Below are 19,800 nucleotides of genomic sequence, written 5' to 3' on the forward strand. Positions count from 1 at the left end.
CGCCACGCAATCGAATGGGTGCCCTGTGGCACCTGGGCCCCGCGCGCCGATAGGGATCTTCCGTTTCCGCCGCGACAGCGCCAGGATTATGGTCGATCTGCATCGGAAGTACGGCGGTGTGTCCCGCTTTCGGGTGGGCCCCTACCTCATGCATCAGGTCAGCGACCCGGTGCTCGTCCAGAGCATACTGCACGACAAGAAGGGCCGCTTCGTCCGCGGTACCTTCTACCGCGGTTTCGAATTGTTCTTCGGTAAAGGGCTGCTCACCGCGGACGGCGCGGATTGGCGCATGCGTCGCGACGCCACCGCGCCGTACTACCGTGCGGCTGAACTGAAATCGGCCATCCCAGAGATAACGGCGTGCATCGAGAAACTGGCGCGGAATTGGGAAGCGGTGGCCGACACCGGAAAGCCGATCGATATCGTGCCCGATCTCATGGGGCTGGCCATGGATGTGGTCAGTCGGGTAATCCTGGGTTCAGGCATCGACGGCCGTCGCGACGACCTCGTCGAAGCGGTACGGATCGCCCTGCCGGCCATGGTGCCCGGAGATCTCGCCCAGCATGTGCCGACCTGGCTGCCTCTTCCCTACCTGCGCCGGGTTCGCAAGGCGCGCAAGGCCATCGTCGACGCGCTGCGCGCGATCATGTCGGACCACCGCCAGGGCGACGGCGATCCGGACAGCATGGGCGCATCGCTGTTCGGCCTGACTGACCCGGAGAGCGGGCGGCCGTGGCACCACGAGCAGATCCTCGACGAGTACCGATCCCATTTCCTGGCCGGACATGAGACCACGGGTTGCGGACTGGCCTGGACGCTCTATGAACTCGGACGCAACCCCGCTATTCGGGCGCGACTGCGCACCGAGCTGGACGATGTGCTCGGCGGTGCGGCGCCCACCGCCGACGATGTCGACCGGCTGCCCTACCTGCAGCAGGTGGTGAAGGAATCACTGCGTCTCTATCCGCCCATTCCGATGTTCCCGCGCGAGCCGGCTGCCGACGTCGAGGCTGGCGGGTTCCGAATCGGCAAGGGCACAACGATATTCATTTCCCCATACGCGGTGCACCACAACCCGGAGCACTGGCCGGATCCGGACACCTTCGATCCCGATCGTTTCGCGGCCGAGCGGACGGCGCAACGCTATTCCTATCTTCCCTTCGGCGGCGGTTCACGGCGCTGCGTCGGTGCGCGGCTGGCAGAACTGGAAATCCAATTGACCGTCGCCGTGCTCACCCAGCGATTCGACCTGAGCGTCGTACCGGGTACGGCGGTCGAACCACACGCCATGGTGTCACTGCGCCCGCGCGAGGGCGTGATGATGACCGTTACGGCACGAACCGGAGTTCGTCATGAGTAAGCAAGTTCGAGATGGCGCGTCGATCGGCGGCGCGGTGGCGATCGTGGGCATGGCCTGCCGATATCCGGACGCCATCGGACCGGACGAATTGTTCGACAATGCGATCGCACAACGGCGGGCCTTCCGCCGGCTGCCCGCCGAACGCATCGCGCTGAGCGAGTATTGGTCCGCGGACAAGAACGCCCCAGATCGGTTCTACGCCACGAATGCCGGTCTGCTCGAAGGCTACGAATTCGACCGGGTGCGCTTCCGAATCGCCGGATCCACCTACCGCACTACCGATCTGACCCACTGGCTCGCACTCGAGACGGCCGCCGACGCGTTGGCCGACGCGGGGTTCGCCGACGGTGCTGCGCTGCCGAAGGAGTCGACGGCTGTCATCGTCGGCAATACCCTCACCGGCGAGTTCACCCGTGCCAACTTGCTGCGACTGCGCTGGCCCTACGTACGCCGGGTGGTGGAAACCACCGCGGCCGGATCGAATTGGTCGGCACAACAACTGCTCGACTTCGTCACCGCCATGGAACCGGTGTTCAAGCACCCGTTCCCGGGGGTGGACGAGGACACCCTGGCGGGCAGCCTGGCCAACACCATCGCGGGCCGCATCTGCAACTACTTCGATCTTGGTGGCGGCGGCTATACCGTCGACGGCGCGTGTTCGTCCTCGTTGCTGTCGGTCGCGCATGCCTGCCGCGCCTTGCTTTCGGGGGAGGCGGAGGTCGCCGTCGCGGGCGGGGTCGACCTGAGCATCGATCCTTTCGAGCTGGTCGGTTTCGCCAAGACCGGTGCCCTGGCCACCGATGATATGCGGGTCTACGACCGGCGGTCGGCGGGTTTCTGGCCCGGCGAGGGCTGCGGCATGCTGGTGCTCATGCGCGCCGAGCAGGCGCTCGCCCAGGGGCACCGGGTATATGCCGTGATCGCCGGTCACGGCATTTCCTCGGATGGGCGGGGCAGCATCACCCGGCCGGAGGCGGCGGGTCAGATGCTGGCGCTCGAACGTGCCTACGCGCGGGCGGGGTTCGATCCCGGTGCGGTCAGCTACTTCGAAGGCCACGGCACCGGTACCGCGGTCGGTGACGAAACCGAGATCCGCGCGCTGTCTGCGGTGCGACGCGCCGCTGATCCCGATGCTCCCGCCGCGGTCCTGGGCACCGTGAAGGCCAATATCGGCCACACCAAGGCCGCCGCGGGCGTAGCCGGAGTCATCAAGGCCGCCATGGCCATTCATCGTGGCGTGATCCCGCCGACCACCGGCTGCGCTGAACCGCATCCGGCACTGGCGGATTCCGGTTCGACCGTGCGAACGACAGACCGAGCCGAGGAATGGCGCGAGGGAAGACGACGCCGAGCTGCGGTGTCCTCCATGGGATTCGGCGGCATCAATACCCACGTGGTTCTCGACGAGGCGGTCACGAGTTCGTCCACCGCTGTCGCGTCGCACCAGGATTACGCGCGCTCCGCGCAAGATGCCGAGCTGTTGCTGTTCGATGCCGACACCGTCGCGGATTTGCGCGCGCACATCGCCGCGGTCGCCGACTCCGTCGGCGGACGCTCCTATGCCCAGCTCGGTGATCTGGCCGCAAAGCTGCGCACCAGGCTCACCGGCCGGCCGGTGCGCGCCTCGATAGTGGCGGCCCAGCCGACACAGGCGCAACGTCGCGCGGCCCGGCTGCTCGAACTGATCGACGGTGGTTCGACCAGCGTGATCGACGCTGATGGCGGAATCTCTTACGCCCGCTCGGTGCGTGCGCCGCGCATCGCTTACGCCTTCCCGGGCCAGGGTGTCGCCGGCAGCCGGGTGAACGCCCGTGCGCTGCGCCGCCGCTTCGCCGTCGCCGACGAGGCCTTCCGATCGGCGAATCTGACTGTCGCGGCCGCGGATACCGTCGATACGGCGATCGTCCAGCCGAGTGTCGTGGCTTCCTCCATCGTTGCCTTGCGCACGCTCGAGCATCTTGGGATCACGGCCGAGGCCGCGTTCGGTCACAGCCTCGGCGAGCTGACCGCTCTGCACTGGGCACGGGTGTGCTCGGCCGCTGATATCGTGCGCATCGCCGCGCGGCGGGGCGGGCTCATCGCCCAGGAGTGCGGGGGCGACGGAGCCATGGTCAGTGTGGCGGCCTCCGCCGACGAAACCACCGCGCTGCTTGGCCTCGGCACCGCGGTCGCCGGATTGAACGGTCCGCGGCGCACCGTCGTCGCCGGTCCGAAAGCGGCAGTTGCGCAGCTGTGCTCGCGTGCCTCGGAGCGCGGTGTCGAGACGACCATGCTCGCGGTGTCGCACGCCTTCCACTCGCCGCAGATCGAGCCCGCGGTCGCGGGCTTCACGGAATTCCTGGCGGCCGAACAGCTGTCGACTCCACGGTCGAGCGTGTACTCGACCGTCACCGGTGCCAAGCTGGCGGAGGGCACCGACCTGCGAGCGCTGCTCGCCACACAGTTGACCTCTCCGGTGCGTTTCAGTGAGGCCGTCGCGGAGGCCTGCGCCGAGGTCGACCTGGTGCTCGAGGTGGGACCGGGCCGCGCATTGTCGGGTATGGTCCGCGAGATCGCCGCGGTGCCCGCTGTTTCCGTCGACAGTGACAGTTCGTCGCTGCAGGGCTTGTTGCGGGCGGTCGGCGCGGCCTACGTCCTGGGCGCGGATGTCCGCCACGAGGAACTGTTCACCGGTCGCTTCATGAAGCCTTTGCCGGAACGACCTGTCCTGCTCGCCAATCCGTGCGAGGGGCCGCTTCCCGGGGCCGAGCTCCGCGGTGGGCTGCGCGAACTCGAGAACCCGACCGCGTCGACCCCGATGCTCACACCCGCCGAGACCTCGGGGTCGGATCATGCTGCTGCGCAATCGGATCCGTCGGGCCCGGTCGAAGATCCGATCGACCTGCTGCGGCGCCTGGCCGCCGATCGCGCGGAGCTTCCTGTCGAAGCCGTGGACGAACAGACCCGTCTCCTCGACGACCTGCACCTGAGCTCTATCACGGTGGGGCAGATCATCAATGACGCCGTGCGGGCCCTGGGCATCGCGCAGCCACGCATGCCGCTGAACCTGGCCACGGCCTCGATCGGCGAGGTGAGTGCGGCGTTGACCGAGCTCGCGGCCGCCGGTGACGGCGCGCGTGCCGCCGAATTCGTCGTCGGCATCGAGCCGTGGATCCGGGCCTTCGCCATCGAATCGGTCGAGACACCGCTGCCGCCATCGCCCGCGGCAGTCTCGGCGGGGCGTTGGGAGGTGTACGCGTCGGCCGATCACCCGCTGGGCGTATCCCTGCGCGCCGCACTGGAATCCGGCGACTCCGCCGAGGATCTCGGTGTGGTCGTCTGCCTGCCGGCGGACGCCGACGAACGTCATGCCGCCGAGCTGCTCGCCGCGGCCCGACACGCACTGACCGTCGGCGCCAAGCGATTCGCGGTCGTCGCCCACGGCGGTGTGGGCGTCGCGGCCCTGGCCAAGACCCTGCACCTCGAACACCCCGAAGTCGCGGTGCGCGTCATCACAATCCCCGCCACCGCGACCGCAGCCGCCATCGTGCGGGCGGAGCTGATGGGTATGGCCGGATTCGCCGAGGTGCACTACGACGCCGAGGGCGTGCGCCGATTGCCCATGCTGCGCCTGCAACCCGAGCACATCACCCCGCCGGACGAACAGATCGCGCTCCTCGGGAGCGACGATGTGCTGCTGGTGACCGGCGGCGGGAAGGGCATCACCGCCGAGTGCGCCCTCGCCATCGCCAAGGAGACCGGTGTCCGGGTGGCCCTGGTGGGCCGATCGGACCCCGACAGCGACCGCGAATTGGCCTCCAACCTCGACCGATTCGCCTCGGCCGGGATCGTGTACAGCTATCTGAACGTGGACGTCACAGTCCCGGAACAGGTGCATGCCGCGATCGAAGCCCTCCGCGGCACGCTGGGACCGGTCACGGCCGTCCTGCATGGGGCGGGCCGGAATGTGCCACGCGCGCTGACCGAACTAGAGGACGGGGAACTGGCCGCCACCCTGGCAGTGAAGGTCGGCGGCCTGCGGTCCGTCCTGGACGCCTTGCCGGCGGGCAGCCTGCGGGTGCTGGTGAGTTTCGGCAGCATCATCGGTCGCGGCGGGCTTCCGGGCGAGGCGCACTACGCGACCGCGAACGAGGCGGTCACCGACCTCACCGAACAGTACGCGCGGGCCCACCCGGAGTGCCGTTGCTACGCACTGGAGTGGAGTGTGTGGTCCGGCGTCGGCATGGGGGAGCGGCTCGGCGTCGTGGAATCGCTGGCCCGCGTGGGTATTACGCCCATCTCCATCGACGACGGTGTAGGTATACTGCAACGCCTGCTCAACGATCGGCACGCCCCGACCACCCTGGTGATCAGCGGCCGCGCCGACGGCATCCCCACCCTGCCGCTGTGGCGGCGGCAAACGCCACTGCTGCGGTTCGTGGACCGAGTCCTGGTCGACTACCCGGACGTGGAAATGGTTGTGGAGAGCGAACTGTCCACCTCCTCGGACCTGTATCTGGAAGACCATGTGCTGGAAGGGAATCTGATGTTCCCGGCAGTACTGGGCATGGAGGCCATGGTGCAGGTCGCTTGCGCCGCGACCGGACGTACCGAGGTGCCAGAACTCGAGAATCTGAGTTTCGACCGGCCGATCGTGGTGGAGCGGCATCAGCCGCGAACGATTCGGGTCGCGGCACTGGTGCGTCGCGCCGGGGTGGTCGACCTCAGCATTCGCAGTGCCGAAACCTCCTTCCAGATCGACCACTTCCGGGCGACCTGCCGTTTCATCGATGGTCCGCCTGCCCTCGCGGCTGATGAGCCGGCTCCGGCTCTATCGCGGATCGCGCTGGATCCGGCGGAGATGTACGGCGGTGTTTTGTTCCAGGGGCGGCGATTCCAGCGCTTGCTGGGCTACACGCGCATCGGAACCACCGGCTGCTCCGCCGAGGTGGACGCGGAGAATCGGGACGATTGGTTCGGCCGATTCCTCCCCGGGCGGCTGCTGCTCGGAAATCCCGGCGCGCGAGACGTTTTCATGCACGCTATCCAGAGCGGACGTCCCGATCAAATTCTGCTCCCGGTGGGTATCGGCCACATCAGGGCGGTCGAACTCGGCGGGGCCGCGCGCGGAGTGCTCACCATGGAGGGCATCGAACGCGAACGGGGCGACGGCTCGGTCGTGTGGGATGTGCTGGTGCGCGACGCGTCCGGGCAGCTGGTGGAGAAATGGACCGCCCTGCGCCTGCACGTCGTGCGGACGATCGATTCGCTGGGCGGGACCTGGGCTCCGGCCCTGCTCGGGCCCTACCTGGAGCGCTGCGTAGGCGAAATATCCACGGGGGACGCGCTGCGGGTAGTGGTGGAACCGCACGCGAGGACCACCGATCGGCACGAAGCCACCGCGATCGCTCTCGGTCGGGCGTTGGCCCGCCCGGTCCGGCTTTCCCATCGTGGCGATGGAAAGCCGGAAATCGATGGTCCCGAATCGATCTCGGCGGCGCACCTGGACACGCTCACCCTGACGGTGACCGGCGAGATTCCGGTGAGTTGTGATGTGGAGCGAGTAGTGCACCGCAGTGCCGACGATTGGGCCGGCCTGCTGGGCGCCGACCGCTTGAGACCGGTCGCACTGCTGGTCGCGGCGGGTGAGGACGCCGACCTGGCCGCCACTCGGCTCTGGTGCGCGACCGAATGTGCGCAGAAGGCCGGTCGGCCGCTGCAGGAGGCGCTCACTCTGGTCGGCCACCGCGAAGACGGCTGGACGGTGTTCGCCGCCGGCCGGACGACTGTCGCGACCTACGCGGCACGGATCGAAGGCGAACCGGAACCGCTGGTCTTCGCTGTACGGATCGAAAGGGGTGAAGTGTGAAGTTCTTCGATGATCACTACTACGAATGGCGACATGTCGTCGGGCTGCAGGAAACCAATATCGTCGGCAATGTCTACTTCTCGCACTATGTGAGCTGGCAGGGCCGGTGCCGGGAGATGTTCCTGCGGCAGGTGTGCCCGGAGATCCTCACCGAGATCGAGCAGGGCCTGAAGATGTTCACCCTGAAGGTCGAGTGCGAATACCTCAATGAACTGCAGGCATTCGACGAGATCGCGATCCGCCTGGGTCTCGAGGAACTCACCCAGTCCCAGATCGCCTTCGCCTTCGACTACCTCAGGATCGGCGAGGCGGGGGAGCAACTGGTCGCCAAGGGGCGTCAGCGGGTGGTATGCATGCGCATCGAGGACGGCGTTCCCGCTCCGGTACGCGTACCCGATGCGCTGCGGCTGGCCTTCGAGCGCCTCGCCGCCACCCCGCCGGGTTCCATCCTCACCAGTACCGGACCCTAGGAAATGCTCCGAGATACCTTGTCCGACATTATAATTCGAGACTCCGAGTACCACCTCGAAAGATGCCGCCCGTGCTGAACCGCGTCGCCCGATCGGCTACCGCCGGCCCCCGTGTCATACTCCTGATCGCGGCGCTGATCATGCTGGCCTGCGGTGGTCTCGGGGCCTCCACGATCGGGCATCTGAAATCGGGTGGCTACGTGCCCGACAATGCGGAATCCCAGCGCGCGGAACGCTTTCTGCACGAGCGCTTTCCGGGCGCCGAACCGAATCTGGCGCTGGTGGTCGGATCGGTCCGGGACGTCGACGATCCCGCGGTCCGGACGGCCGGTGAACAACTGGTCGAAAGGCTTTCGCGCTACGGCCAGGTCTCCGGGGTGCAGTCCTACTGGTCGATGCGCCCCGACCTGGCCGACAGTCTGCGCAGCCATGACCGCCATCGGGCGCTGATCCTGGCCGTCGTCGCCGGCGACCAGAACGAAGCCCAGCGGCGCGCCAAGGCGATTGCCGACGAACTATCGGGCAGCACAGGCGATATCACCGTCACCGCGGGCGGTGCCGCGGTATTCGTCGGCGAGATGACCGATCGGATCACCCACGATCTGATGATCGCGGAACTGGTCGCCATACCCGTCTCCGGCATCCTGCTCGCCCTGGTCTTCGGCAGTGTGGTCGCGGCCGCCCTGCCCGTGATGATCGGTCTGTTTTCGATCGCCACGACCCTGGGTATCCTGCGTGCTTTCACCCTGGTCACCGACGTCTCGGTCTTCGCCTTGAACATGTCCACCGCTCTGGGCCTGGCCCTGGCCATCGACTACGCGTTGCTGATCGTCAGCCGCTACCGGGAAGAACTCGCCAACGATCTGGAACCGCGCGCCGCGGTCATCCGCGTGGTCCGGACGGCCGGCCGCACCGTCGTCTTCTCGGCCGTCACGGTTGCGATGTCCCTCACCGCACTGCTGCTGTTCGACCAGTACTTCCTGCGCTCCTTCGCCTACGCGGGCATCGCGGTGGTCGCCGCCGCGGCCGTCGCGGCGATCGTGATCCTGCCGGCCTGTCTCATCCTGCTCGGGCCTGCGGTGAACGCATGGGATCTGCGAAAACTCGTGCGGCGTATGCGCACCGACAAGCCGCCCGGTCCTCCCGAACACAGCTGGTGGTACCGAATGGTGGTGGTCGTCATGCGGCACGCCACCCCCGTCGCCCTGGCCACCATCGCGCTGCTGCTGTTACTGGCATCGCCGATCCTGGGGCTGCGCCTGGGCTATCCCGATGACCGTGCGTTGCCCGATTCTGCCTCCAGCCGTGCGGTGGGCGATGTTCTCCGCACCGACTTCGATCCCGCCCCCGGCACCGACCTCGTCATCGCTCTGCCCGGATTCTCGGGCGGGACAGCCGATCTGGGCGCCTACGCCGCCAGATTGTCCGCGCTCACCGATATTCGCGCGGTCCTCTCCGCCGACGGTGTGTACGTCCACGGTGCGCGCGTGGCCCCGGGTCCGGACGGCTTGATCGGTTCCGCTGGCAGTTATCTCTCGCTCCAATCGGCGATCGACCCCTATTCACGCGCCGGCGCAGCACAACTGGCCGCGGTGCGCGCCGTCGCGGCGCCGGTCCCGGCGCTCTACGGCGGCACCATGCAGACCAATGCCGACACCATTCACACCATCGAGGCGAGGCTTCCCGCCGCGGCCCTGGTCATCGCCGCGACCACGCTGATCGTGCTGTTCCTGTTCACCGGTAGCGTCGTCTTGCCGCTGAAAGCCATAGTCCTGAATGTGCTGTCGTTGTCCGCCACGTTCGGAGCCATGGTGTGGATCTTTCAGGACGGCCATGTCTCCGGTGTCCTGGACTTCACTCCCACCGGATATATCAATGCCGGCATTCCGGTCCTCATGTTCTGCCTGGCCTTCGGGATGTCCATGGACTACGAAGTCTTCCTGCTGTCTCGTATCCGTGAGGAATGGCTGGCCTCCGACCGCGGCGTCACCGCGAACACTCGATCGGTGGCCCTGGGCGTCTACCGGACCGGCTGGATCTTCACCGCCGCAGCCGGTCTCATGGCCGTGGTATTCCTCGCGGTGGGGGGCTCGCACATCTCCTTCATGCAGCTTTTCGGCATCGGGCTGGCTCTGGCCGTACTGACCGACGCGACTCTCATCCGCCTTCTGCTGGTGCCCTCGCTCATGCAGCTGATGGGTAAGGCCAACTGGTGGTCTCCCAAACCACTGGCCCGCCTCCATGCCCGCATCGGCGTGGAGGAATCCCTCGCCGACCCCGCCGCCGCCCATTCCGAGACGCCGGCTCGCGGAGTTACGGCATAATTACCGCCCGGCCACCCGGGGGTGGGAGCCAGCCGACCTCACGATTACCAGTTTGATTCGATTCTGTTGGGGAACAACATAATTCGCAGATACGATTTTCATCAGGCCTGTCGATCGCGCTGTCGTCGATGCGTCGGATACCGTCCTGACATTTCCGGGCCGACGATGTTCGGATGCCGAAATCGGGATCGGTGCTGGCCGGCCGGCGGTCGACGGCGACGCGATGCTGGGCCTGTGCGGTGCGGGCCTGCTCGACGCCACGCGAATCGCGGCGGGGGACAGCGCCCTGTGGACCGATATCCTGCGCGCCAATGCGCTCGAGGTGGCCGACGCTCTGTCCGAGTTGACCGCGGAACTCGATGCGGCGGCGCGTGCTCTCCGGTCCGGCTGCGATGAGCTACCGGCGTTGCTGGAACGCGGCAATCGCGGTCGTATCGCGCTGGTTTCCGCGTTGCCCGGTCGATGATGGGGACGGCGGCGTCTGCCCGCGCGGTGCCCCGGCCGCGATGCGGCACGGGGCATCGGCTTCAGGTCGCCTTGATGGCGGCGAAAACGCCGTATCGCATCGCCCCGCTGTCGAATGCCTCTCGCATCAGGGCCTCGGCCCGGTAGAACCCGTAAACTTCGATGCCGCGTTCGCGCGCCAGGCGGGCGATGACCTTCGGATCCCTCCGGGCGCTATCGAATTGGGCGTACTCGGGTGCCCAGGAGCGTTTGACCCGATCGCTCCAGTCCGCTGTGCGCGGCTCGATGAACCCCGCGCGCCTCAGTTCCTGCGTTACCTCCGCGATCGACGCCTGGGTGGGAATCGCGGCCTGCGCGATCAGAGTCCGGCGTAGTAGGGACCGCTCCTCGACAGTGAGCTCCTCTCTGCTGCACCACATCCCGATCACCACGGTGCCACCGGGACGCAGTAGTCGGGCGGCCTCGGCGAGGAAGGGGCCGACGGGGAGATGGAGCATGCTCTCCAACGACCAGACGACATTGAAGGATTCCGCCGAGTAGTCGTTGGCGAAGTAATCGGCCTCCCGGAATCGGGTGCGATCTGCGACGCCGTCGGCAACGGCTTTCTCGGTGGCCCGGTGTACCTGGGCGGCGCTCAGAGTGATGCCCTCGACCCGGCAGTTCAGCTCTCGTGCCAGGATGATCGCCGGTCCGCCGATGCCACAGCCGACGTCGAGGACGCGGGTCTGCGGCGTCACCCCGCCGTATTCGGCGAGCACGCGGACCAGGCGATCGGCCGCGTCGGCCCGATCGTCGGCGCTCCCGGGCGGGGTTCCGGGTTCCCAGTAGCCGTGGTGGATATTGCCGCCGATGAGTCCTTCGTAGAGGTCTAGGGTCGCGTCGTAGTATCTGATGACCAGGTCGTTGGCGACCGAGCTGGAGTCGCTGTGGGACGCCGTGCTCATGAATTCCCTTTTCTACTCGAATCATCGTGTGGTCAAAGACGTTTCGCGCCAGATGGTCGGGCAGAACTCCGAGTCGGAGTAGTCCGGTCTGCCGCCGTCACGCCGCACCAGATGGTCGTGGTTGTAGTGGACGCGAGTGCCGTCGCCGAGCGTGAAGTCCCGATATCGATTGTCCCCGTCCTGCAAGTGCAGGGAGATCGCCCGCCGCGGCACGCCGCTGCGGTTCGCCCCGCTACCGTGGTAGGTACGGCAGTGGTGGAAACTCATGTGCCCCTTGGGAATGGATATGGGCACCGCCGACACCACCGCGTCGTTGTGTGCCGCGTTCTCGGCCAGCATGCGATCGAGTTCGCCGGCGTCTCGATCAGCGAAATGCTTCGTGGTGCTGTCTCGTTCGCCGATCTCGTGCCAGTGGTGGCTGCCATCGATCATGGTGATCGTGCCGTGTTCCGCCGTGCAATCGTGGAAGGGGATGAACGCCGTCAGCATCCGGGTCGATGTCGAGGTCGCCCAGTAGTGCTTGTCGAAATGCCACGGCACGAGATTGCTGCGCTCGCCGGGCACGGCGGGTTTGTAGATGAGCGTGGACTGGAAGATCCGGATGGTGTCGGCCTGCGCCAGCCGGGCCGCCACCGCCCCGATGAGCGGCTTGCGCAGGATCTCGGCGATGGCGGCGCTTTCGTAGTGGATGTAGTCGTTGTGGCGCTGGACCGGACCCTTCTCCGGTTCCCAGTACGCCAGTCGCGGCGGACGCATCGGCAACCGCCGATCGCGATGCCCGGCATAGAACCGTTCGCTCGCTTCCAGCAGGGTGTCGACCTCCGCGTCGGTGAGCAGCGGGCGGCTCAGATACCACCCGTGGCGCCGATAGAAGTCGATGTCGTCGTCGTCCGGGAGTAACGCGCGTTCTGTCGGCGTCAGCGCGAAGACCGGATCGTCGGTGAGATTCGAGGTCATGGCTTCACCGCCCGGTACCGGTCGTGAGGCGGCCGTCGTCGTCGGCTCCGGACTCGGCGGCGAGCACGGCCTCGTACAACGCGGTGATATTGCCACCGCCGAAGGTCCGCGCACCGTGTCGGTCGATCAGCTCGACGAAATAGGTGTCGCGTACGTGCATGGACCGGGTGAAGATCTGGAAGAGCTCGCCCCAGTGGTCGCGGTCGACGAGGACATTGTTCGAGCGCAGGAGTTCGACGTCGGCGTCCAGACCGGTCAGGCGGGTAGCGAGGCGGTCGTAGTAGGAGTCGCGGGTTTTCAGGAACTGCAGGCCACGTGCAGTGAGCCTGGCGACCGCGTCGACGATGTCCGTGGTGAGGAAGGCCAGGTGCTGTACGCCGGCGCCGCCGTGCGCGGTCAGGAACCTGTCGATCTGACCCGGTTCCCGGGCTGGATCGGGTTCAAGCAGGGTCAGCGTGACCTGTCCCGAAGTGCTTTGAACCACACTGGAATTCATTGCCTGGTCGCCGACCTCGATGCGCTCCTGGAAGATCGTCTCGAAGCCGAAGACGCGCTCGTAGAGCGTCACCGTCGCCGCCAGTGCGCCGGCGGGTACGCAGACTGCGACATGGTCCACCGTGGTCAGCAGTTCCTCGCCGGCCTCGGGGTCACCCGCGAACTCGTCGATCGCGCCCGGCAGGAACCCACGGCTACCGGGACGGCGTTCGACGAAGCGATGCCGGACGTCGCCGAAGCCGTAAACCTCGGCAGCGGTGACGATTTCGTCCTGCGACCGGAAGCGCTGCGGCTCCGCGGCGGACCTCGCGCCGCGTGCGATCGCGGCCGCATACGCCGCCCGCGCGTCCGCCGTCTCCACAGCGATGCATGCGACGCCATCGCCGTGCGCGGCCACATAACTCGCGGCGGGATGTTCGGCGGTCAGGGCGGAGGTGAGCAGCAGGCGAATGTCGCCCTGCCGCACCAGCAACGAGCGCTGCCCAGCCATCCCGGTCTCGGGGCCGCCCTGTCCGACAATCCGGAAGCCGAATGCGGTGCACAGATAGTAGGCGTGGTGCTGGGCATCGCCGACGAAGAATTCGACGTGATCGATTCCTCTGATATCCATAGCTTTCGACCTCATTGGTTGCTCGGTTGACGGCGGCGACGGGTGCTGGGCGCGCCGATCACCAGGCTGGTGTTGTGCCCGCCGAAACCGAAGGAGTTCGACAGGGCGGCCTCGATGGCGGCGGTCCGCGGGCTTCCGGTGACGTGATCGAGTTCGCAACCCGCGCCGACGGTTTCGAGGTTCGCGGTGGGCGGCAGTCGATCCGAACCGAGCGCGAGGGCGGTCACCGCGGCCTCGACGGCACCGGAGGCGCCGAGCGTGTGGCCCGTGATCGATTTGGTGGCGCTCACCGGAGGCGGTGTGGCGGAACCGAACACCTCCCGAATCGCCAGCGCCTCTGCATTGTCGCCCGCCGCGGTGCCGGTCCCGTGCGCATTGATGTAGCCGAGATCCGCAGGCGTCAAGCCCGCGTCTGCTATCGCGCGCCGCATGCAGGCGGCTGCGCTGGACCCGTCCGGTCGTGGCGTCGCAATGTGGTACCCGTCGGTGCTGACGCCCCAGCCGAGCAGGTCCGCATAGCCGTAGGCGCCACGGGCGTCCGCGTGCTCGGTCCGTTCCAGCACCACTACACACGCGCCCTCACCGAGCACGAAGCCGTTGCGGCGGGCATCGAAAGGGCGGCTGGACTGCCCCGGCTCGGCCCAGCCCCGAGCCAGTGCCTTGGCATTGGTGAAGGTGGCCGCGATGGTGGGATGCAGCGGTGCGTCCGCGCCACCGCACACCACCACGTCGGCGAGGCCGTCGCGAATCAGCCGCAGCCCCTCGGCGATCGACTGACCGCCCGCCGCACAGGCGGTCGCGACCACGGCGCTGTAGCCGCGCAACCCGTACTTGATGGCGATCCGCGAGGTCGCGTTATTCGGCAGCATGCCGGCGGCCAGATACGGGCTGACGCCGGCCCGGCCTCGCTCACGTCGGCTCTCGGCTTGGCGCTCATAGGTTTTCAGCGCACCGCCGCCGCTGGAAACGATGAGTCCCACCCGTTCGGGATCGACGGTGTCACCGGGTCTCAGTGCCGCGTCGGTGATCGCGTCCTCGGCCGCGGCGAGCGCGAGCAGCACGTAGCGGTCGGTGCAGTTATCGAGCGGCGGAGCCAGGACTTCCCGAGGATCGATGGGTGCGGCGATTCCCGCAGACTCCAGCCAGCCATATGCGTCGTGGTCGGGTCCGGGGCTCGTGATTGCGGAGCGTCCTGCGCATTGCGCCTCGAAGACCGCCGCCGCTCCGCGTCCGGCGGGGGAAACCACGCCGATGCCGGTAACGGTGGCGGTGCGCGCGAGTTTCGTCATCGCCGCACCGGTTCTGCCGCCATTGCCTGGCGCAGCAGGCATTTTCGCACCTTGCCGGTGGGGCCGTGCGGAATCGTGTCGTCCTCGATGAGGCGAATGTCGGTCACCGTCTCGGCGATTGCGGACGGCAGCGCCGCCAGGACCGCCGAGCGAATGTCGGATTTCGGTTCGATCCAGGGCAGCGTGGTGAGCAACACCACGGTGCGCGCCGCATTGTCATCTCGGCGTGCAACCACTGTGCGGTTGTCGCGGCCGTCGAACCGCCCACCTTCGACCCTTACTCGACCTACGACCCGGAGGTGATCGTCGTGGACTCGGATGGCGTCGATGCCGGTTATCTGGCGGTCGTCGCGTCGTTCCCGTCCGCCGATCCGGAGGCCCGGCCGGATCATATCACCGTCACATCGAAACAGATTGTTCCGCAGCAAGATTCAGAACCAACCTCGGCGATCGTAAGGTCATCGCGCGTCTCGGCGGCGGCGGGGCGGGTCACCGAGATGGCCACCGCGGTCGCCGCGGCGCACATCGCGGCCCTGGATGCCCAGCACGCATTGCTGGGGCTAGCGCTTGCCGATCTGGAACGTGATCGCGCATCTGGCCGTGTGGTGGTCGATGCCCCACCGGCCGCGCCGGTGTGCACGTCTGTCGTACCCGCCGATCCGTTCGCGCCATTCGCGTTCGTGCAGGACACCCTCGTCGATGACCGGACCCGGAGCCTCATCGCCGAGTTCCGGTGGCCCCACGATGATCGCGCGGCCGTGAACGGTCGGGTATCCCCGCTGATGATCCTCGAATCCAGTCTCCGCACCATCGATTCCGTTCGGGAGTGGATGATCGGCGACCCGGAGGCCGCACTGAGGTGGGATGCCCGGCCGGTCGAGTTCGAGAGCCGATTCCGGGATCGAATGCCGCTCGCGGGCGCGACTCTCCGGTTCGAGCTCCGGATCGCCCGGGGTACGCGCGACAACCGCCACGCCACCGCCGAATTCAGCGGACGCTGGCTCTCGGGCAACGCGCCCTTCCTCGAAATATCCTCGGGGCGAATGCAATACGGAGAATCCGGCGTGGTGCCACCGCCGACTGTGCCGGTATCGCAACCGCGGTCGCCGCGAGGCCGGCGCGGCAAGGGATTCAAACCCCTGGAACACACCGAGATCCGGACCCTTTCACATCACGCCTTGCATCGGCTCGCCCACGGCGACATCGTCGACGTCTACGGTGGCCGGTGGGATCAGCGGATGCCCGGCGCCAATCCCGGCATCCGAATCGCGCCGGCCGAGTCACTGCTGATCACCGGCGTCTCCACCATCGACCCGCGTGCGGGCGTGTGCGGATTCGGCACTCTGACCGGCACCCAGATCATTCCGGATCGGGCCTGGTACTGCACTTCCGACGATTCCGGTGTACCGATGGTGGATCGGGGACTGCTCGTGGAAGCCGGCTATCAGCTATTGCGCACCTACGCCGTTCATCTCGGCCTGCACCTGGCCTTCCCGGATGCCGAATTCCAGCCCGCGCCCGAGATACCCGCCTCGATCCAGCTCATCCGTCCGTTGTCGGTGCGCGATGAATCGGCCCGCTACCGGGTCGAAGTCACCGAGATCACGATGGTGCCGCGGCCCACCGTGGTGGCCGATGTCCAGGTGCGAACCGGCGGCGAGCCGGTGGCGATCTTGCGAAATCTCGCGATCGAGATCCGCGAGCAGCCGGGCGCCGCGTTCCGTCCGGAACTGCGCGCGGACGGACCGGTTTTCCTGGGCCGTTACGGCAGTCAGGGGGATCCGGCCTGGCTCAACGAATTCCATCTCGGGCACATGGAGAACGGTGAGCCCGCCATCGCGCTGGGTCAGGTGCTCGACGGCTATTCCGGCCGGACGATGCTCTACATTCCCAACGGGGAATTCCGCTTCGTGGATCGCATCCAGTCGCTGGTGCCGGCCGGTCCGCAGATGCGCGACGGCCGGACGGTCACCGAATACGATGTGCCGCCGCGCTCGTGGTACTACGAGGACAACGCGTTCGAGGGTCTGCCCGGTTCCATCCTGATGGAGTCGTCGCTGCAGGCGGCAGCCTTGTCCGGCGCCTGCATGGGCACGACTGCCATGGTGGCGCCGGAGGTCAAGCTGTCGGTGCGCAATCTCGACGGCACGGCCACGGTACTGGCCGACCTCGACGTGCGAGGCGCGACCCTCCGACAGGAGACCACCCTGGTGTCCACCATGCAGATCGCGGGACAGGTGCTGCAGCGCTTCCAATACACGGTGACAGCCGATGGGGTGCCCTACTACGAGGGGAATTCGCTGTTCGGGTACTTCACGCCGGAGGCGCTGGCCTCCCAGATCGGTCTCGACGGCGGTGCTTCGGTGCCGCGCTGGATCGACACCGTCGACCGCGCCGATCTCGCCGATGTCATCGACATCGACTACCACGATCGTCCGTCCTGGTCCGATCCGCGGCCGGACGACGGATTACACATCGGTTCAGGGCATTTCGCGCTCATCGATCGGGCTACCATCGTCAAGTCGGGCGGCCTGCACGGGCTCGGCTATCTGGCGGGGACTCGCCGTGTGGATCCGGCGGACTGGTACTTCGAATGCCACTTCCACACCGATCCGGTGATGCCGGGTTCGCTGGGCGTCGAAGCCGTGATGCAGGGGCTGCAAACCTTTGTCATCGTCGCCGATCTCGCGGCCGGCATGGGCCCGGTGCGCTTCGCCCTCGCCACCGATGTCCCGTTCACGTGGACCTATCGGGGGCAGATCCTGCGCACCGAGAAGCAGATGGATTTCGAGCTGCACATCACCGATATCCGCTGCACCGGGAACGGGCTGCGAGTGATAGCGGATGCGAACGTATTCAAGCCGGGCATGCGAATTTACGCGTTCCGCGATATCGCGGTGGACGTGCGCCCGGAACGACAGCTGGAGGGCAAACCGTGACCATCAGCGCAGACTCTGTTCGAAATGGCTCGGCCGCAACGGTGTTCACCGATGTCGCCGGTATCCGCCAAGCGCTGTTCGACCTGGAACGGCCGTGCTTCGTGATCCGCGACGGCAAGAGCATCGGGATGTCCAACCAACCGGTAGCGGGTGATCGGGAATTGCTGGCCGTCGCCCCGCCGTGTCCGCCCCGGCTGCTCGGCTCGTCCGGATTCCGGGCCTCATACAGGTTGCGCGCGGCCTACATGGCCGGTGCGATGGCGGGCGGAATCGCCTCCGTGCCACTGGTGATCGCTCTGGCGAAGGCCGGATATCTGGGTTCGTTCGGCACGGGTGGACTGGGGCTGGATCGGATCGAATCCGCCCTGGGGCAGCTCGCGGCGAGCATCCCGGACGCCTATCTGGTGAATCTGCTGCATTCGCCACAGGATCGTGGACGGGAAGCGGGCACCGTCGATCTGTTCCTGCGCCACCGGGTGACCGCGGTGGAGGCGTCGGCGTTCCTCGGGCTCACTCCCGAACTGGTCAGGTACCGGGTCTCGGGTCTGTCTCGGCGCGACGGACGGGTCAACGTGGGCCATCGGATCATGGCCAAGGTTTCTCGCGTGGAGGTCGGGCGGAAATTCCTCTCACCCGCACCGGAATCGATGGTGGCGGAGTTGCTGCGGCGCGGGCAGGTCGACGCCGAACAGGCCGAACTCGCCAAGCTGGTGCCGATGGCGGACGACATCACCGTCGAGGCCGATTCGGGCGGCCACACCGACGGACGCCCGCTCGTAGCTCTGTTACCGCACTTCTTGCGCGAGCGCGAGTCGGTACGCGTGGGTTTCCAGCCCGCCGGCGCGGTGCGAATTGGCGCGGCCGGTGGAATCGGTACTCCGGAAGCCATCGCCGCCGCCTACATGCTCGGCGCCGAATACGTGGTCACCGGTTCGGTCAACCAGATCTGTATCGAGGCCGACGTGAGCGCGCCGGCCAAGGCATTGCTCGCGGCCGCCGACATCACCGACTTCGGCTCGGCTCCTGCGGCCGACATGTTCGAAATCGGTGCGCAGGTACAGGTTCTCAAGAAAGGAACACTCTTCGCACAGCGGGGACAACGTCTGCGCGAACTCTATGATCGGTACGAATCGCTGGAGGAACTGCCCGACGCGGAACGGAATTGGCTCGAGCAAAAGGTACTGCGCGGGCCGATCGATACGGTGTGGCATCAGATCCGCGAATACCTGACGGCCACCAACCCGGGCGAACTCGCTGCGGCGGACCAAGATCCACGGCTGCGTATGTCCCTGCTGTTCCGGTGGTATCTGGGCCTCTCGTCCCGCTGGGCCCGCGAGGGAGAGGCGACGCGCTTGGTCGACTTTCAATTGTGGGCCGGCCCCAGCCTGGGCTCGTTCAACCGCTGGACCATGGGCACTCCGCTGGCGGACGCCGACCAACGAACCGTCGCACGAGTTGCGGACCACCTCATGCTCGGTGCCGCCGTCACCACCCGCGTCCACCACCTGCGCACCCTCGGTATCCGATTGCCCGCGGCGGTGGCCGACTATCGACCCGAATTGTTCTGAGCCGACGAAGTGCCGGTCCGGTGGGGGTGGTACGCACGGGACCGAGGATCGATGTGCCGACGATCGAGCAGTGCGGTATCTGGGACATGCCGGTCCGTCGGCCGCACAATCACTCCCGAGGGCGTACGTCGCGTCGATAGATCCGCGGAATGTGGGGTGGATTATCGATCCCATTCTTGCCGGAGCATTCACCCATGGCGGCAAGCTCCGCTGCGGGCCGAAGACTTCGATGACCCGGACACGGGGCAGCGACTTGGCGTTTCGGAGTTGTCCGCACCCGGATGAGGGTGTGTTGCTGGAGAGATGCTCAGGTGTTCGAGTGGGTTCGACCACGCTTTTCCGCCGCAGGTGAAGGAAAAGCGTGGTCGAGTAATGCGCGAGGCGGGACTCGAACCCCTGTGCGTGGCATCCGTTCCGGCCCGCCCGTGAAACCCGGGGCTTGTCCGGGAACGGCCCGCGATGGTGTCGTGGTCTTGCGCGGGAGGACGGGTTGACGTGCTCGCCGCGAGAGGACGGTGAGAGGGAGTGTTG

The 19,800-nt window shown here is 67.0% G+C and carries 12 protein-coding genes; 7 read left to right on the forward strand and 5 right to left on the reverse strand.

The window, feature by feature from the left end:
* Window positions 1–88 precede the first annotated feature (88 nt).
* From ACIRRA_RS05850 to ACIRRA_RS05870, 5 genes are all read left to right on the forward strand, one after another.
* Entirely contained in the window at window positions 89–1,360 is a 1,272-nt protein-coding gene (locus ACIRRA_RS05850) for a cytochrome P450 (protein WP_402763603.1), read from the forward strand.
* The gene (locus ACIRRA_RS05855; protein WP_402763606.1) at window positions 1,353–7,208 is read left to right on the forward strand and encodes a type I polyketide synthase; all 5,856 of its coding nucleotides are present in this window, start codon (window positions 1,353–1,355) and stop codon (window positions 7,206–7,208) included. The genes ACIRRA_RS05850 and ACIRRA_RS05855 overlap by 8 nt, the downstream gene beginning before the upstream one ends.
* Complete coding sequence (locus ACIRRA_RS05860) at window positions 7,205–7,678, forward strand: acyl-CoA thioesterase (RefSeq protein WP_402763609.1); 474 nt, start codon at window positions 7,205–7,207, stop codon at window positions 7,676–7,678. Before ACIRRA_RS05855 ends, ACIRRA_RS05860 begins: the two co-directional genes overlap by 4 nt.
* 71 nt (window positions 7,679–7,749) lie before the next feature.
* Window positions 7,750–10,002, forward strand: a complete 2,253-nt coding sequence (locus tag ACIRRA_RS05865; RefSeq protein WP_402763610.1) for an MMPL family transporter — start codon at window positions 7,750–7,752, stop codon at window positions 10,000–10,002.
* Window positions 10,003–10,225: 223 nt separating this feature from the next.
* Window positions 10,226–10,468 carry a prephenate dehydrogenase dimerization domain-containing protein gene (locus tag ACIRRA_RS05870; RefSeq protein ID WP_402763613.1) on the forward strand — a complete coding sequence of 81 codons (243 nt, stop codon included), beginning with the start codon at window positions 10,226–10,228 and terminating at the stop codon, window positions 10,466–10,468.
* Window positions 10,469–10,529: 61 nt separating this feature from the next.
* Here ACIRRA_RS05870 and ACIRRA_RS05875 read toward each other — a convergent pair whose 3' ends face one another.
* From ACIRRA_RS05875 to ACIRRA_RS05895, 5 genes are read right to left on the reverse strand one after another with little or no spacing between them, the layout of a single operon-like run.
* The gene (locus ACIRRA_RS05875) at window positions 10,530–11,411 is read right to left on the reverse strand and encodes a methyltransferase domain-containing protein (protein WP_402763614.1); all 882 of its coding nucleotides are present in this window, start codon (window positions 11,409–11,411) and stop codon (window positions 10,530–10,532) included.
* Between the two features lie 21 nt (window positions 11,412–11,432).
* Window positions 11,433–12,368: a phytanoyl-CoA dioxygenase family protein gene (locus tag ACIRRA_RS05880; RefSeq protein ID WP_402763616.1), complete on the reverse strand. Its 936-nt coding sequence runs from the start codon at window positions 12,366–12,368 to the stop codon at window positions 11,433–11,435.
* A 4-nt stretch (window positions 12,369–12,372) separates the two neighbouring features.
* Window positions 12,373–13,473, reverse strand: coding sequence for a 4-hydroxyphenylpyruvate dioxygenase (gene hppD, locus ACIRRA_RS05885; RefSeq protein WP_402763617.1), 1,101 nt, complete (start codon window positions 13,471–13,473; stop codon window positions 12,373–12,375).
* 11 nt (window positions 13,474–13,484) lie between these two features.
* A complete protein-coding gene (locus ACIRRA_RS05890) occupies window positions 13,485–14,804 on the reverse strand; it encodes a beta-ketoacyl-[acyl-carrier-protein] synthase family protein (protein ID WP_402763620.1) in 1,320 nt (439 codons plus the stop codon).
* Window positions 14,759–14,998 (reverse strand): hypothetical protein, encoded by a 240-nt coding sequence (locus ACIRRA_RS05895; protein WP_402763622.1) that lies wholly within the window; start codon window positions 14,996–14,998, stop codon window positions 14,759–14,761. Before ACIRRA_RS05895 ends, ACIRRA_RS05890 begins: the two co-directional genes overlap by 46 nt.
* Window positions 14,999–15,061: 63 nt before the next feature.
* Here ACIRRA_RS05895 and ACIRRA_RS05900 point away from each other — a divergent pair, with 63 nt between their 5' ends.
* On the forward strand, window positions 15,062–17,701 hold the full coding sequence (locus tag ACIRRA_RS05900) for a hypothetical protein (protein ID WP_402763625.1): 2,640 nt from the start codon (window positions 15,062–15,064) through the stop codon (window positions 17,699–17,701).
* Window positions 17,698–19,269 (forward strand): PfaD family polyunsaturated fatty acid/polyketide biosynthesis protein, encoded by a 1,572-nt coding sequence (locus ACIRRA_RS05905; RefSeq protein WP_402763627.1) that lies wholly within the window; start codon window positions 17,698–17,700, stop codon window positions 19,267–19,269. The genes ACIRRA_RS05900 and ACIRRA_RS05905 overlap by 4 nt, the downstream gene beginning before the upstream one ends.
* Window positions 19,270–19,800: the final 531 nt, after the last annotated feature.

Source organism: Nocardia sp. NPDC101769 (assembly GCF_044766925.1).
GTDB lineage: Bacteria > Actinomycetota > Actinomycetes > Mycobacteriales > Mycobacteriaceae > Nocardia.

What these genes read in the sequence shown, in the direction of transcription:
- ACIRRA_RS05880 (WP_402763616.1), bottom strand. Translation starts at nt 12,368, where the DNA reads ATGACCTCGAATCTCACCGACGATCCGGTCTTCGCGCTGACGCCGACA.
- ACIRRA_RS05875 (WP_402763614.1), bottom strand. Translation starts at nt 11,411, where the DNA reads ATGAGCACGGCGTCCCACAGCGACTCCAGCTCGGTCGCCAACGACCTG.
- ACIRRA_RS05855 (WP_402763606.1), top strand. Translation starts at nt 1,353, where the DNA reads ATGAGTAAGCAAGTTCGAGATGGCGCGTCGATCGGCGGCGCGGTGGCG.
- ACIRRA_RS05850 (WP_402763603.1), top strand. Translation starts at nt 89, where the DNA reads ATGGTCGATCTGCATCGGAAGTACGGCGGTGTGTCCCGCTTTCGGGTG.
- ACIRRA_RS05870 (WP_402763613.1), top strand. Translation starts at nt 10,226, where the DNA reads ATGCTGGGCCTGTGCGGTGCGGGCCTGCTCGACGCCACGCGAATCGCG.
- ACIRRA_RS05890 (WP_402763620.1), bottom strand. Translation starts at nt 14,804, where the DNA reads ATGCCTGCTGCGCCAGGCAATGGCGGCAGAACCGGTGCGGCGATGACG.
- hppD (WP_402763617.1), bottom strand. Translation starts at nt 13,473, where the DNA reads ATGGATATCAGAGGAATCGATCACGTCGAATTCTTCGTCGGCGATGCC.